Genomic DNA, 13,559 nt, shown 5'->3' on the forward strand with positions numbered 1-13,559 from the left:
GGTATTCGCGAGCTAGTTCAAAATGCCGGCGTGCTGCATCGCCTCGGCGACGGCCTTTTCGGCCGTCTTGGAGATCGGCGTTACCGGCAGGCGCAGCTCGTTCTCGCATTTGCCGAGCAGCGACAGGCCATATTTGGCCCCTCCCGGGCTCGGTTCAAGGAACAGCGCCCGATGAAGCGGCAGCAGCCGGTCCTGGAGCGTCAGCGCACCGGCGAAATCCCCGGACAGCGATGCCGCCTGGAACTGGGCGCAGAGCCGCGGGGCGACGTTGGACGACACCGAGATGCAACCCTGGCCGCCATGGGCGTTGAAGCCGAGGGCGGTCGGGTCCTCGCCGGAAAGCTGGATGAAGTCGGTGCCGAGCACGCGGCGCTGGTCGCTGACCCGGCCGAGATTGGCGGTCGCGTCCTTCACGCCCTTGATGTTGCTGCCGTCGTTGTAAAGCCGGGCCATCGTCTCCACCGACATGTCGACGACGGAGCGCGGCGGGATGTTGTAGATGATGATCGGGATGCCGATGGCGGCATCGACGGCCATGAAGTGCCGGTAGAGGCCCTCCTGGCTCGGCTTGTTGTAGTAGGGCGTGACGACGAGGACGGCGTCGGCGCCGGCGCTCTCGGCATGCTTTGCAAGGTCGATGGCCTCGGCCGTGTTGTTGGAGCCGGCGCCGGCGATCACCGGCACCCGGCCGGCGGTCGTCTCGATGCAAAGCTCGACCACGCGTTTGTGCTCGGCATGGCTCAAGGTCGGCGATTCACCCGTCGTTCCCACAGGAACGAGCCCGTTGGTGCCTTCCGCGATCTGCCATTCGATCAGATCCTGGAACGCCTTTTCGTCCACCGCGCCACCCTTCATCGGTGTCACGAGCGCGGTGATCGAACCCTTGAACATCTCTCTATCGCCTTTCAACGCATGTTGCGGCCGGCGCAAAACGGCAGCGCGCGGACCTTTTCCAAACGCCGCGGACCATAGACCGCAAGCCGGGCGGCGGCAAGCGGTAGTCATCGCATGCCCTTTATTCACGCCGTCCGTGCCCGGGCGCGATTCAAACTAATGCCGCAATTCTTCGTTCATCCTGTTGCTGCAGGATTCTTTCGTTTCACACAGGCCTCGCGCGACCGGAACGCATCCGTTCCCGGCCGCGTTTTGCCGTTGGGCGGTACGGGCATTTTCGGAATGGGGAACGCAACGTCGATGACAGCCGGTCGGCATCGCCGTGCAGTCGCAGTGCTCTTGCTGGCAGGGCTCGTCGCCTTGCCGCTCGGCGCGACGGTGCGCGCCGGAACGTTTCCGAAGGTCGAGATCGCCCCGCCCGGCGCCGCGTCGCTGATCCGCATCTCCGTGCCGCGTCCCAAGCCCGCGCGCGATCCGATCGCAGCGACGATCGCCGACACCGTGCCCCTCAAGGCGCCGGTGCCGCAGCCGAAGCCGACGCCGCCGGCGATCTCCCACTCTCCGGCGCCCGCCCCGCCGCCGGCAACGGAAACCGCCCTGCCGCTCGCCGCGACCGTCGGCCAGAACGCGGCCGACCGGGTCGCTGCGGCCAAGGGCTCGCTGAAGGACGGCCTTGCCGCCCTGCGCAAGGGCCGCGTCGGCACCGCCATCGCCATCCACAACGGCATGGGCCGCAATTCCCTTAATCGCAAAATCCTGGAATGGCAGATCGCCCGCTCCGGCGGCCGCGAGGTGCCGAGCGCGTTCATCACCCGGTTCGCGGCGAGCGCGCCCGGCTGGCCGGACAGCCGGCTCCTGAAGATCCGTGCCGAGGCGGCGCTCCTTCGCGAGAACCCGGCTCCGGCGAAGGTGATCGGCGTCTTCGGGCGCGCCTGGCCGGTTTCCACCGACGGCACCATTGCGCTTGCCCGTGCCCACCGCGAGCTCGGCCGCCGCGACGATGCCCGCCGGCTGATCCGCGATGTCTGGCGGCGCAAGCGGATGTCGAAAAAGCAGCAGGCGACGATCCTTCGCGAGTTTGGCCGGCTCCTCAACCGTGCCGACCACAAGGCGCGGGCCGACGCCATGCTCTACCACGACCGGGTCACCGAGGCGGAACGGCTGGCCGGCCACCTCAGCAGTTCGGAGCGCGCCCTCGTCAAGGCGCGCGGCGCCGTCATTCGGCGCCAGCGCAATGCCGGAACGCTGCTGAAGAAAGTGCCGAAGAGCCTGCAGCGCGATCCGAGCTATCTCTATGCCAGGGCCCAGTATCTGCGCCGGAAAGACCATTGGACCGAGGCGGGCACGCTGCTGGCCGGCGCCCCCCGCGACCCGCAGGCACTGATCGATCCGGACGCCTGGTGGGTGGAGCGCAAGATCGTCTCGCGCAAGCTGCTGGAGCTCGGCAAGCCGGACCTTGCCTACAAGGTGGCAGCCCGGCACAGCGCGGAAAGCCCGGCAAAGCGCGCCGAGGCGGAGTTCCATGCCGGCTGGTATGCGCTGCGGTTCCTGAAGAAGCCGGGCCTTGCCCGTCCGCATTTCAAGAAGATCCTGGAGATCGGCGAGACGCCGATCACCCGCTCGCGCGGCTATTACTGGCTCGGCCGGGCCGAGGAAGACCTCGGCAACAAGGACGCGGCCAAGACGGCGTTCGAGCGCGCGGCCGCCTACCCCTCGGCCTTTTACGGCCAGCTTGCCCGGGCGCGGCTCGGCAAGTCGTCGCTCGGCCTCGGCCATCCGCCGGCGGCGAGCGCGGACGACCGCACGGCGTTTTCCCGCAACGAACTGGTTCGCGCGATCAAGGCGATGGCCGATGCCGGCCATGTCGACCTGACGCTGCCGCTCTTCATGCATCTTTCCAGGACCCTGCCGAATGCGGCACAGGCAGCGCTGCTGACCGACCTTGCCGAGGACTACGGCAAGCACCGCTACGCCCTCATCGTCGGCAAGGAGGCCGCCAATCGCTGGCCCGAGGCCGCCGCCATCGCCTTCCCGATGAAGGCGATCCCGGCCAAGACCAAGATCACCAGAGGCGTTGAAAAGCCGCTCGTCTATGCGGTCGCGCGCCAGGAAAGCGCGTTCGATCCGGGCGCCGTCAGCCATGCCGGCGCGCGCGGGCTGTTGCAGCTCCTGCCCTCGACCGCCAAGGCGACGGCGCGGCGCAACGGCCTGCCCTATTCCAAGAGCCGGCTGACGCAGGATGCGGCCTACAACGCGACCCTCGGCGCGGCCCATCTCGGCGAACTGGTCGGCCGGTTCGACGGCTCGTACATCATGACCTTTGCCGGCTACAACGCCGGCAGCCGGCGCGTCGACGAATGGGTCAGCCGGTTCGGCGACCCACGCTCCAGCAAGGTCGACGCGATCGACTGGATCGAGCGGATCCCGTTTACGGAAACGCGGAACTATGTTCAACGTATTACCGAAAACCTGCAGGTGTATCGCACAAGGCTGAACGGCTCCGGCCTGCAGATCGAAAAGGATTTGCGGCGCGGCGGCTGACAACGACCGTGGCCCGCGCGGGGAAAACGCCGACGACGGGGGAAACGGTGACTGCCAGGGATCGGGATGACGACCGGAAAGCGCTTCTGGAGCGCCTGCGCCAGGACCTGGAGACCGGCTGGACGCCGGTCCGCTACGAGAGCGCCGACGGTCTCGCGCTCGGCGGCCGCGACTACCGGCCGGCGCAAGGCACGGCGGATGACGACGCCCTCCCCCTCCTCTGCCTGCCGGGCCTGACCCGCAATTCCAAGGATTTCCATGTTCTCGCCCGGGCGCTGTCGGCCCGCGACGCCGGGGCCCGCCGGGTCGTCACGCTGGATCTGCGCGGCAGGGGCGTCTCCGCCTCCGATGCCGATGCCCGCAACTACGCTCCGCCCGTGGAGGCCGAGGACGTCATCAAGGGGCTCGACAGCCTCGGCATCGAACGCGCCGTCATCCTCGGCACCTCGCGCGGCGGGCTCGTCGGAACGCTGATCGCGCTCGGCCATCCGGCCCGTGTCGCCGGTCTCATCCTCAACGATGTCGGGCCGGTGATCGAAACGGCGGGCCTCAAACGGATATCGGATTACATCGTCTCGCCCTGGGTGCCGTCGACCTGGGAGGCCGCGGCCGCCGGCCAGAAGCGCCAGCTCGAGGCTTTCTTTCCCGACTTCGGCGACGAGGACTGGATGCGCTTCGCCCTGCAGATCTATGCCGACGTCGACGGCAGGCCGGCTTTCGGCTTCGATCCTCAGCTCGGCGCGACCTTCGCCGATATCTCCTTCGACAAGCCGCAGCCCGACGCCTGGGAGTTCTTCGATGCGCTCGCCGGGGTCCCGCTGATGGCCCTCCGCGGCGCGCTCTCCGATATTCTCTCGGCCGAGACGGTCGCGGAAATGGCGGCCCGGCGCAGCGATCTTCGGGTCGTCACGGTGCCGCGGCAGGGCCATGCGCCGGTGTTGTGGGAAGACGCGGTGATCGCGCCGATCGCCGCGTTCCTGAGGGAATGCGACGCGAAAGCCCCCGACACGGCGGTCCCGCCGGCGCCCTGAGGCACCAGCGGGGACTTTTTCTTTGCCGGTCGCCGATCAGCCCTTGCTGGTCGGCACGTCGCCGTCGTCGACCCGCTTTGAGAAGTCGGTGTCGCCGCCTTCCGCCAGCACCTTGGCCTGGCCGATCCAGTCTTCGCGCTCGATGCGCCCGGCAAAGGCGAGGAAGGTTCCGACCCAGCGCGTCTCCGGCCCGGTCCACGCGGCGACCTGGCGGAAATGGTAGATGCCGAGGTCGTTGAGCTTCTTCTCGTTGACCTTGCCGATGCCGCGGATCCGCTTCAGGTCGTCGGCACCGCCGGCGTCCGGAGAGACCAGCCCGGCCGGGCGGGCGCCAACGGCGTCGGCCTTCTGTTCAGGGGTGGCATCTTCCGGCAGGGCCGCAAGCCGCTCGGCCGCCTCTTCGTCGGTCAGGTCCTTGACCTTGGTCGTGGCGGATTTGGCGACCGCTTTCGCCTCGTCCTTGACCTTGGCCGTTGCCGATTTGGCCGCGTCGGCCGCCTTGTCCTTGGCGTCCGCGGCCTTCTTCTTGGCCGCATCCGCGGCGGCCTTGGCCTTCGCGGCAGCCTCGTCCTTCGCCTTCTTGGCGGCATCGGACGCCTTTTTGGCCTCCGATTTCGCCTTGGCCTCGGCGGCGGCCTTTGCCTTTGCCGCATCGGCCTTGGCGTCCGCCGCCTTGTCCTTCACTGCGTCGGCGCCGCTGCTGAGCTTGGCGGCGCCACCGGAGAAGGCGTTCGAGAGCCCCTTGAAGACGTTGCGCCTTTCCGCGTCTTGCGGTTCCCACCAGGCGCGCAGGCGGCAGCCGATGAACAGGCCGATGAAGACGGCAACCAGCATCAGGAAAAACAGCTGGACATTGTACCAGGTCATGCTTGCCTCCCTCGCTCAGCTATCGCTCTGCGGGCGGCAGAGCCACCAGCCGATCCCGGTGCCGACGACAAGTGCGAAGAACAACAACAACCAGTGATGGGTGATCATATACCACATGGGCCTCCCCCCTATTCCGGAACGATGCGAAACTCGATGCGGCGGTTAAGCGCCTTGCCCTCTTCCGTGTCGTTCGAGGCGACCGGACGGTCCTCCCCGAAGCCGACGGCGTCCAGACGGCCGGCCTCGACGCCGGCACGAACGAGATACTCGACGACGGCAGCCGCGCGCCAATCGGACAAACGCAAATTGTCCGCCTCGCTGCCGTCGGAATCGGTGTGGCCTTCAATGACGACCCGGCTCTGCGGGCAGCGCTGGGCAACGAAAACAAGATGGTCGAGGATGCCGAAGCTGTCACGGTCTATTCGCGTGCTGCCGGTCTCGAAACGGATGCGGTTGCCCCTCAGGATGCTGGAAAAGAGCTGCTGACACCTTGAGGCGGAAACCGGCGCGCCCGGCTCGCGAATGCGCAAGCCATTGAAATTTCCCGAAAAACCAGCCGGAAGATCGGCCAGAACCCGGTCGCGGATGCTTTCTGCCGCCGCCGCGTGGTAGGCGGCGCCGGACAGCGTCAATTCGTCCGTGCGAATCTCGATCTGGCCCTCGCCGAGCCGGGCAAGGGCCGCAAGGCCGGCGCGGACCGCATCGAGGAATCGCTCCGGCATGCCTTCGGCCGGGCGCTGGCGGTCGATCACCGGCACGGCGCCGAAGCGCTCCGACACCAGGTCGTCCAATGCCTCCTTGGTTGCCGCATCGGGGATCGCACCGGCGAGGATAAGATTGTCCTTCGTGCGCCGCGCGATCCATGTCGCCGGCGGCACCTCGGCAAGATCGGCATCGCTTTCCGGCAGAGGCGGCAGCGGCCGCAACAAATCGACTTTGCCGAGCGTCAGGCCGTCCGGCAGGTCCGACTTCAGGGCTTCCAAGAGAGCCTCATGCTCGGGGATCGTCTTTGCTTCGCCCGTGATGGCGAGCGCTGCGTCCGTCAGCGACACCGATCCGTGATCCAGCACCGACAGCCGGTCGAGCGCGAAGGCGACGAACGCGTCAAAACCCTTCGGGGGCCCCGATGCATAGGTCGTCGTGTCGTCCAAGCTGGCGCCCCGAAGCGTGCTTTCCGCTTTCTTTGCAAGGGCTTGGCGCTCTTCGTTAGAGCCGACATAGCCCTTCAGAACGATCGCGTCGCCGGACTTTTCCGCCGACCAGACATAGGGTTTGGCAGGCGGCGCCGCAACGTCGGTCGTCTCCAGGGTGTAGCCCAGCGGCAGTTCGGTCTTCAGCGTGCGCAGGAGCCGTTCGTAGGTTCCCGCCGTTGCCGCCGTCCCCGACACGGCGATCGCGCGATCGCGGATCGCCACCTCACCCGCCGTCATGTCCTTCAGAAGGTCGAGCCCGAAGCGGGCGGCATTGTCGAGCCCCGGCGGCGCGCCGCTCGCCAGCGGCAGGTCGTAGGTGAGCTTCTCGTCGGAAAATATCTTGCGCACGTCCTCCAGGATGCCGTCCCTGGCGCCGCGGCGCGGAACGTAGCCCGAAACGGACAGCGCGTCCTCCTTGCGGGTCAAGGTCAGGGGATAGGGCGACTGGCCGGGAAGAATGTCGGTCTTGTCGATGGCGATGCGCACGCCCCAGACCCGGTCGACCGATTTCAGGGCGAGCAGCAGCGCTTCCTTGCTGGGCGCCGTGCCGGTCAGGGTCGCGTCGCGGCCGGACAGGGAGACGTCGGCCCAGGCCTGGCCGTCCTGCATCAGCGCGCTTTTGGCCCGTGCGGTCAGATCCTGTTCGACATCCCCGAGCAGGACCAGGTCGCCCAATGCCGTCAGGAGGGCCGCCGCGCCGATCCCGACAAGGGCGCGTTTCCACGGGTTCGCCATTCCGTCTTCACGCTCCTCTTTGCCCCGGCGCGATCGCCCCTGCCGGGTGCCTCACCGAGCCGTGCTGTGGATGCGCCGGCGTTGCCACCGCATTCCCCCGGCCGGGGCCGGAAAACCGCCATTCGCGGGAACTCACACTAGTGACTCGGGAAAGAGCGGGCAAGGAAGGCAGGCCTTGAAAAAGCCTGCAAATCGCCGCGCCGGAGGCCCCAGGCAGAGGACGGACAGCCATCCGGGCAAAAAAAGAACCCGGTGGATCGCTCCACCGGGTTCCCAACGATCAGATGATCGTCTGATTAGAAGGTGCGCTGGAAGCGCAGCAGGCCGACGACGTCATCATGCTCGTCGCCAACATCCGGCTCAACGTACTCGTAGTCAACTTCGACGCCGATTTCGAAACCGGAAGCCGGCGACCAGACGAGGTTGCCCTGGATGTCCCATTCCTGGAAGTCACCGCAGCCACGACGCGGAGCGACGCAGATGCCATCCCACTGATCGAAGTCAGCGTAGGTGACGGTCAGGCCGGACGACAGGTTCGGCATCCAGTAGTGGGTGATACCACCACCGATGGACCAAGCCTGCGTGGTGACGAAGGTACCGCCGAGGCGACGGGCTGCGTCGTAAGCGGTGCGCCAGCCGTTGGTCGACGGAGCGACGTAGGAGGTGGCACCGTCAGCGTAGGCGGCCTGCAGGGCGATCGTGTCACCAGCCGCAATCATCGGCAGGTTGAAGATCACGCCGGCGCCGACTGCCCAGCCGAGCTCGGAGTCGTCACGACCACCGATGCCGTCACGCACGTCGTGCAGAGCGGCCATCACCTGAGCCGAACCCCAGCCCTGGCTGACGTTCAGGTTGGCGACGAGATCCGGCCACCAATGACCGCCGTAGGCGTCCATCGGAACACCAGCCGGGATAGCGCCGGTGGCGGACACGAAACGCGACCAACGACCGTTGAGGACGCCGCGACGGGAGTAGGTGCCGTCTTCAACCGAGATCGAGGCCGAGAAGCCGTTGCCGAAGGCAGCGGTATAGGCCAGGACGTTGGTGTCGGAATCCTGGAAGGAGTTGTCGAGCTTCTCGTAGGTGGCGCCAGTGTAGAACTGGAAGAAGCTGTCGGTACGACCAGCCGTCAGGCCGCCCCACTGGATGAAGCCGTAATCCATGGTGGTGTTGGTGCCACCGTAGGAGTCAGCGGTCCAGTAAACCTGGGCGTAGGTGCGCAGCAGGCCGAACTCGGTGTTGGTGCGGCTATCCAGACGCAGATAGGCGCGAGCGCGGGTGGAGCTGTAGTTGTTGTTGCGGCCACGAGCCGAACCGAAAACGCCGAGGGCGTTGGCGGAACGATCGTAGGTCACATCGGTGCCCCACACATAGTAGTCGGCGCGGATACGACCGCCGACGCGCAAGCAGGTCTCGGTGCCCGGGATGTAGAAGAAACCGGTGCCGAACGCGTCGCAGACACGAACGTAGTCGACCGGTTCCGGGGCGACCGGAAGATCTGCCGCCTGGGCCCCAGTGATGGCGAGCGCGCCCGCAGCACCGAGGAGAAGGCTTTTGATTTTCATTTCCTGACCTCCAAAGTCAAAGTTACCAGGAAGAGGTTGATGTCTGTCGACCGAAACCTGTCCCTATTCCCCGCGAAACTGCCGCCCGCGGTCCACCTGTTCGGCTTATAAGCGTAACGGCACCCAACGCTCATTCGCGTCAGTCGCAGGGTCAACATATCTGAACGTTCTTTCCGATCAACATACAACAGGGCCGGTTTTCGGCTTTTGGACCCCTATGTTGCAGGAATGTCACGAGGTGCGGACCGGCCTACGTCTTTATGCGTAGGCTTTTACCCTGTTCCGGCGAAAAAGCCCGGAATTTCAATACCTCAGGACCTCGAATTCCTAACAAAATCCTAACGGGACGAACACCCGAGGGGCGGAAAATTCGGGCCGGGCCACGCCGGAAAGGGTTGCTGTTGCCGAATCGCAACATGGGCGACCGGGGCGCGTTGCCGGGCGTTAAGGAATCGGGCTTGCCGGGAGACGGAATCAGGGCCGCAGACGGTCCCGGTGCGGGAATCGGGCGGGGACCTGCGGCCGCGGCCCGCCAGGGATCGATTTCCGCGCCGGGCTCGGTCAAGATGCACGCGGCGCTCCCGGAGCGCCCATCATCCCGTTCGGAAAAAGAGGTCGACCATGCTGTCCAGCGCGCCCGAATCCCAATTGCCATCCGTTCTCGCGACCCGAAGGCTGCCGGACAATGTCCGGGCGCGGCTTGCCAGGGATTATTCGGCAGACCTCAACGAGGAGGACGTCGTGCTGTCGCGCGAGGAACTGCTGCGGCGCGCCGAAGCGGCCGACGCGCTCCTTATCTGTCCGACGGAAAAGATGACGGCGGAGGTGATCGCGGCGCTGCCGGAGCGGGTGAAGATGGTCGCGTGCTTTTCCGTCGGCGTCGACCATGTCGACCTTGCCGCCGCGAAAAAGCGCGGCCTCATCGTCACCAATACGCCCGACGTCCTGTCCGACGCCACGGCGGAAATAGCGATTCTCCTGATGCTCGGCGCGGCGCGGCGGGCCGGAGAAGGCGAGCGCCTCGTGCGGTCCGGCCGCTGGAATAGCTGGAGCCCGACCTTTCACCTCGGCACGGAAATCACCGGCAAGCGGCTCGGTCTCGTCGGCATGGGCCGGATCGGCCAGATCACCGCGCGGCGCGCGCGCGGCTTCGACATGGAGATCCACTATCACAATCGCCGCCCGCTCGATGCGGACCTTGCCGGCGATGCCGTCTTTCACGAGAGCCTGGAAGAGATGCTGCCGCTTTGCGACGTGCTCTCGATCCACTGCCCGCTGACCGCGGAGACGACGGGCCTCCTCAATGCGGAACGGCTGGCGCTGCTGCCGGACGGGGCGATCGTCGTCAACACCGCGCGCGGCGGCGTCGTCGACGACGAGGCGCTGATCGCGGCGCTGAAATCCGGCAAGCTGGCCGCCGCCGGGCTCGACGTCTTCAACAATGAGCCGGACATCCATCCCGGCTACCGGGAGTTGGAGAACGCCTTCCTCCTGCCCCATCTCGGCAGCGCCACGGTGGAGACCCGCGACGCCATGGGCTTTCGCGCCGTCGACAATCTCGATGCGTTCTTTGCCGGCAAGACGCCGCCGGATCGGGTGGCTTGACGGCAGCGCGTCGCGATGGTGCAGCGTCGTCATCGCGCGCGGGCTGAGCGAGCGCGGCGATCCTCGGGGTGGATCGAGCAAAGTGGCCGGCCGGAATTCGCGCCTGCCACTCAGCCGTCACCCCGGGCTTGACCCGGGGCCTATTGCCCCTGTCGACACGGTATGTCTTCGGTTGTCGGAAGAAAGTCCTGGCGTGGTTTTCGGTCAGTTCAAGAACCGTAGCGGGCTACAGGGCGGAGACGGACAATGGGTCCCGGCTCTCCGCTTCGCTGCGGCCGGGATGACGGGGAGAAGTTGTGGCAAAGGCAGAAAAAGACCTCTGCTGTCATTGCGAGTGAGCGAAGCGAGCGCGGCAATCCAGGCGCCGCACGCTCCTTAGCCAACGGCTCCTGGATCGCCGCGTCGGCCTTGCGGCCTCCTCGCGATGACGGGATTCTCTGATCTGGATCTGCCCTTACCTGATAGGCCCTAAGCCGACGCGAACGCCGCCAGGCCCGCCTCGGCGCATTCCATGTCTTGCTGCGGCGTGCCGGAGGAGAGGCCGATGCCGCCGACCACTTCGCCGTCGACGACCACCGGAAATCCGCCGCCGACCACGGAAATGCGGCCGCCGAGCGCGGTATGGATGCCGAAGACGAGGCTGCCCGGCGTGCAGGCGGCGTTGTATTCGTGGGTCGCCTTTCGGGCGGAAGCGGCCGTGAAGGCCTTGTCCATGGAAAGCTGGATGGAATGGACCTTGCCGCCGTCCATGCGCTCAAAGGCGATCAGGTTGCCGCTCTCGTCGACGATGGAAATGCACATCGGCACGCCGATCTGCATGGCCTTGTCGCGGGCGCCGGCGATCAGGATCCGGGCCTCGGCGTGCGACAGCCTTTTGATGGTCTGCATGTTTCTTGCTCCCCTCCCCGGATCGCTGCCCGGATGTTCAGTGACGTTCGGTCGACTCAGCCCTTTTCCGCCTTCTTTTCGCGGCGGCGGGCGTGGAGAATCGGCTCGGTATAGCCGGAGGGCTGTTCCCGGCCCTTGAAGACGAGGTCGCAGGCGGCCTTGAACGCGACGCCGTCGAAGCCCGGCGCCATATTCTCATAGGCCGGATCGCCGGCGTTCTGGCGGTCGACGACCTCGGCCATCCGCTGCATCGTCTCCTTGACCTTGTCTTCGCCGACCACACCGTGGTGCAGCCAGTTGGCCATGTGCTGGCTGGAGATGCGCAGGGTGGCGCGGTCCTCCATCAGGCCGACATCGTGGATGTCCGGCACCTTGGAGCAGCCGACGCCCTGGTCGATCCAGCGCACCACATAGCCGAGAATGCCCTGGGCGTTGTTGTCGAGCTCGGCCTTAATCTCCTCGTCGGACCAGTTCGGCCGGTCGGCGAGCGGGACGGTGAGGAGCTGGTCGAGGCCAGCGCGGCGCCCGCCCGTCGCGATCTCCTCCTGGCGGGCGGCGACGTCGATGCGGTGATAGTGGGTGGCGTGCAGGGTGGCGGCCGTCGGCGACGGCACCCAGGCGGTGTTGGCGCCGGCCTTCGGGTGGCCGATTTTCTGCTCCAGCATCGCCGCCATCAGATCCGGCATTGCCCACATGCCCTTGCCGATCTGGGCCTTGCCGCGCAGGCCGCAGGCGAGGCCGACGTCGACGTTCCAGTCCTCATAGGCGGAAATCCAGGTCGAGGCCTTCATCTCGCCCTTGCGGATCATGGGGCCGGCTTCCATCGATGTGTGCATCTCGTCGCCGGTGCGGTCGAGGAAGCCGGTATTGATGAAGAACACCCGGTCCTTGGCCGCGCGGATGCATTCCATCAGGTTGACGGTCGTGCGCCGTTCCTCGTCCATGATGCCGACCTTGATGGTGTTGGCGGGAAGGCCGAGGACCTCCTCGATGCGCGAGAAGCACGCGCAGGCAAACCCCACCTCGTCGGCGCCGTGCATCTTCGGCTTGACGATATAGACCGAGCCGCGGCGCGAATTGCGCATGGCCGCGTCCGGCGCCTTCTTCAGGTCGTGCAGGGCTATCAGCGTCGTCATCAAGCCGTCGAGAAGGCCTTCTGGGACTTCGTTGCCATCCGCATCGACGACGGCCGGCGTCGTCATCAGGTGCCCGACATTGCGCACCAGCATCAGGCTGCGGCCCTGCAGGCGCAATTCGCTGCCGTCCGGCGCCACATAGGTGCGGTCGGGATTGAGCTTGCGCTCGACGGTCTTGCCGCCCTTCTCAAAAGTGTCGGTGAGGTCGCCGCGCATCAAGCCGAGCCAGTTGCGGTAGGCGACGACCTTGTCCTCGGCATCGACGGCGGCGACGGAATCCTCGCAGTCCATGATGGTGGAGAGCGCTGCCTCCAGGACGATGTCGGCAACGCCGGCCGGATCGTCCTTGCCGATCGGATGGCCGCGGTCGATGGAAATCTCGATGTGAAGGCCGTTGTTCTTCAGAAGAATCGCGTCGGGAGACGCTGCATCGCCCCGGTGGCCTGCGAATTTTTCCGGCTCTTTCAAGCCGGTCTCACCCTCCGGCATGGAGACGACGAGGGCGCCGTTTTCGACCCGGTAGCCGGTGGCGTCCGCATGCGATCCGCCCGCGAGCGGCGCGGCGTCGTCCAAAAAGCTCTTTGCCCATGCGATGACGTTGGCGCCGCGCTCGGGATCGTAGCCGGATCCGATCTCGCCGGGGATGGCGTCGGTGCCGTAGAGCGCGTCGTAGAGGCTGCCCCAGCGGGAATTGGCGGCGTTCAGCGCATAACGGGCGTTCATCACCGGCACGACGAGCTGCGGGCCGGCGACGTCGGCGATCTCGCTGTCGGTGTTCCTTGTCTCGACGGAAAACGGCGCGCCCTCCGGCTTCAGGTAGCCGATCTCTTCCAGGAAGGTCTTGTACGCCGCCGCGTCGTGCTCCTTGCCGCGGCGCGCGACGTGCCATGCGTCGATCTCGGCCTGCAGGCGCTCGCGAACCTGAAGGAGCTCGCGGTTCTTCGGGGCGAAGTCGCGGATGAGGCCGACCAGTCCCTGCCAGAATTTTTCCGGCGCAACGCCCGTTCCCGGCAGGGCCTCGTTCTCGATAAAGGCGTGCAGCTCCGGCGCCACGTGGAGGCCGCCGATATCGATCCGTTCGCTCATTCTGTCCGTCCCGCTTCT

General features: G+C 66.5%; 9 protein-coding genes. 3 read left to right on the plus strand and 6 right to left on the minus strand.

The features are described 5' to 3' along the window. Positions 1-12 precede the first annotated feature (12 nt). A complete protein-coding gene (gene dapA, locus M2319_RS18435; protein WP_264602936.1) occupies positions 13-891 on the minus strand; it encodes a 4-hydroxy-tetrahydrodipicolinate synthase in 879 nt (292 codons plus the stop codon). Between the two features lie 303 nt (positions 892-1,194). Here dapA and M2319_RS18440 point away from each other — a divergent pair, with 303 nt between their 5' ends. Then, complete coding sequence (locus M2319_RS18440) at positions 1,195-3,435, plus strand: transglycosylase SLT domain-containing protein (protein WP_264602937.1); 2,241 nt, start codon at positions 1,195-1,197, stop codon at positions 3,433-3,435. 47 nt (positions 3,436-3,482) lie between these two features. Continuing rightward, entirely contained in the window at positions 3,483-4,466 is a 984-nt protein-coding gene (locus M2319_RS18445; RefSeq protein WP_264602938.1) for an alpha/beta fold hydrolase, read from the plus strand. Between the two features lie 36 nt (positions 4,467-4,502). On the opposite strand, the gene M2319_RS18450 is transcribed toward M2319_RS18445, so the two are convergent. From M2319_RS18450 to M2319_RS18460, 3 genes are all read right to left on the minus strand, one after another. Continuing rightward, entirely contained in the window at positions 4,503-5,333 is an 831-nt protein-coding gene (locus M2319_RS18450) for a hypothetical protein (protein ID WP_264602939.1), read from the minus strand. Positions 5,334-5,461: 128 nt separating this feature from the next. After that, positions 5,462-7,261 (minus strand): OmpA family protein, encoded by a 1,800-nt coding sequence (locus tag M2319_RS18455; RefSeq protein ID WP_264602940.1) that lies wholly within the window; start codon positions 7,259-7,261, stop codon positions 5,462-5,464. 296 nt (positions 7,262-7,557) lie between these two features. Beyond that, positions 7,558-8,826, minus strand: a complete 1,269-nt coding sequence (locus M2319_RS18460) for a porin (protein ID WP_264602941.1) — start codon at positions 8,824-8,826, stop codon at positions 7,558-7,560. 621 nt (positions 8,827-9,447) lie between these two features. On the opposite strand from M2319_RS18460, the gene M2319_RS18465 reads away from it, so the two are divergent. Further along, the gene (locus tag M2319_RS18465; RefSeq protein ID WP_264602942.1) at positions 9,448-10,431 is read left to right on the plus strand and encodes a 2-hydroxyacid dehydrogenase; all 984 of its coding nucleotides are present in this window, start codon (positions 9,448-9,450) and stop codon (positions 10,429-10,431) included. Between the two features lie 468 nt (positions 10,432-10,899). Here M2319_RS18465 and M2319_RS18470 read toward each other — a convergent pair whose 3' ends face one another. Together M2319_RS18470 and M2319_RS18475 are read right to left on the minus strand one after the other, a co-directional pair. After that, entirely contained in the window at positions 10,900-11,319 is a 420-nt protein-coding gene (locus M2319_RS18470; RefSeq protein WP_264602943.1) for a GlcG/HbpS family heme-binding protein, read from the minus strand. Between the two features lie 56 nt (positions 11,320-11,375). After that, positions 11,376-13,541 carry a malate synthase G gene (locus M2319_RS18475; RefSeq protein ID WP_264602944.1) on the minus strand — a complete coding sequence of 722 codons (2,166 nt, stop codon included), beginning with the start codon at positions 13,539-13,541 and terminating at the stop codon, positions 11,376-11,378. Positions 13,542-13,559 lie beyond the last annotated feature (18 nt).

This window comes from Rhodobium gokarnense, from assembly GCF_025961475.1.
GTDB lineage: Bacteria > Pseudomonadota > Alphaproteobacteria > Rhizobiales > Rhodobiaceae > Rhodobium > Rhodobium gokarnense.

Bases quoted from the DNA above. Each gene is read 5' to 3' on its own strand.
- dapA (WP_264602936.1), bottom strand. From the start codon at position 891: ATGTTCAAGGGTTCGATCACCGCGCTCGTGACACCGATGAAGGGTGGC.
- M2319_RS18440 (WP_264602937.1), top strand. From the start codon at position 1,195: ATGACAGCCGGTCGGCATCGCCGTGCAGTCGCAGTGCTCTTGCTGGCA.
- M2319_RS18450 (WP_264602939.1), bottom strand. From the start codon at position 5,333: ATGACCTGGTACAATGTCCAGCTGTTTTTCCTGATGCTGGTTGCCGTC.
- M2319_RS18455 (WP_264602940.1), bottom strand. From the start codon at position 7,261: ATGGCGAACCCGTGGAAACGCGCCCTTGTCGGGATCGGCGCGGCGGCC.
- M2319_RS18460 (WP_264602941.1), bottom strand. From the start codon at position 8,826: ATGAAAATCAAAAGCCTTCTCCTCGGTGCTGCGGGCGCGCTCGCCATC.
- M2319_RS18465 (WP_264602942.1), top strand. From the start codon at position 9,448: ATGCTGTCCAGCGCGCCCGAATCCCAATTGCCATCCGTTCTCGCGACC.
- M2319_RS18470 (WP_264602943.1), bottom strand. From the start codon at position 11,319: ATGCAGACCATCAAAAGGCTGTCGCACGCCGAGGCCCGGATCCTGATC.
- M2319_RS18475 (WP_264602944.1), bottom strand. From the start codon at position 13,541: ATGAGCGAACGGATCGATATCGGCGGCCTCCACGTGGCGCCGGAGCTG.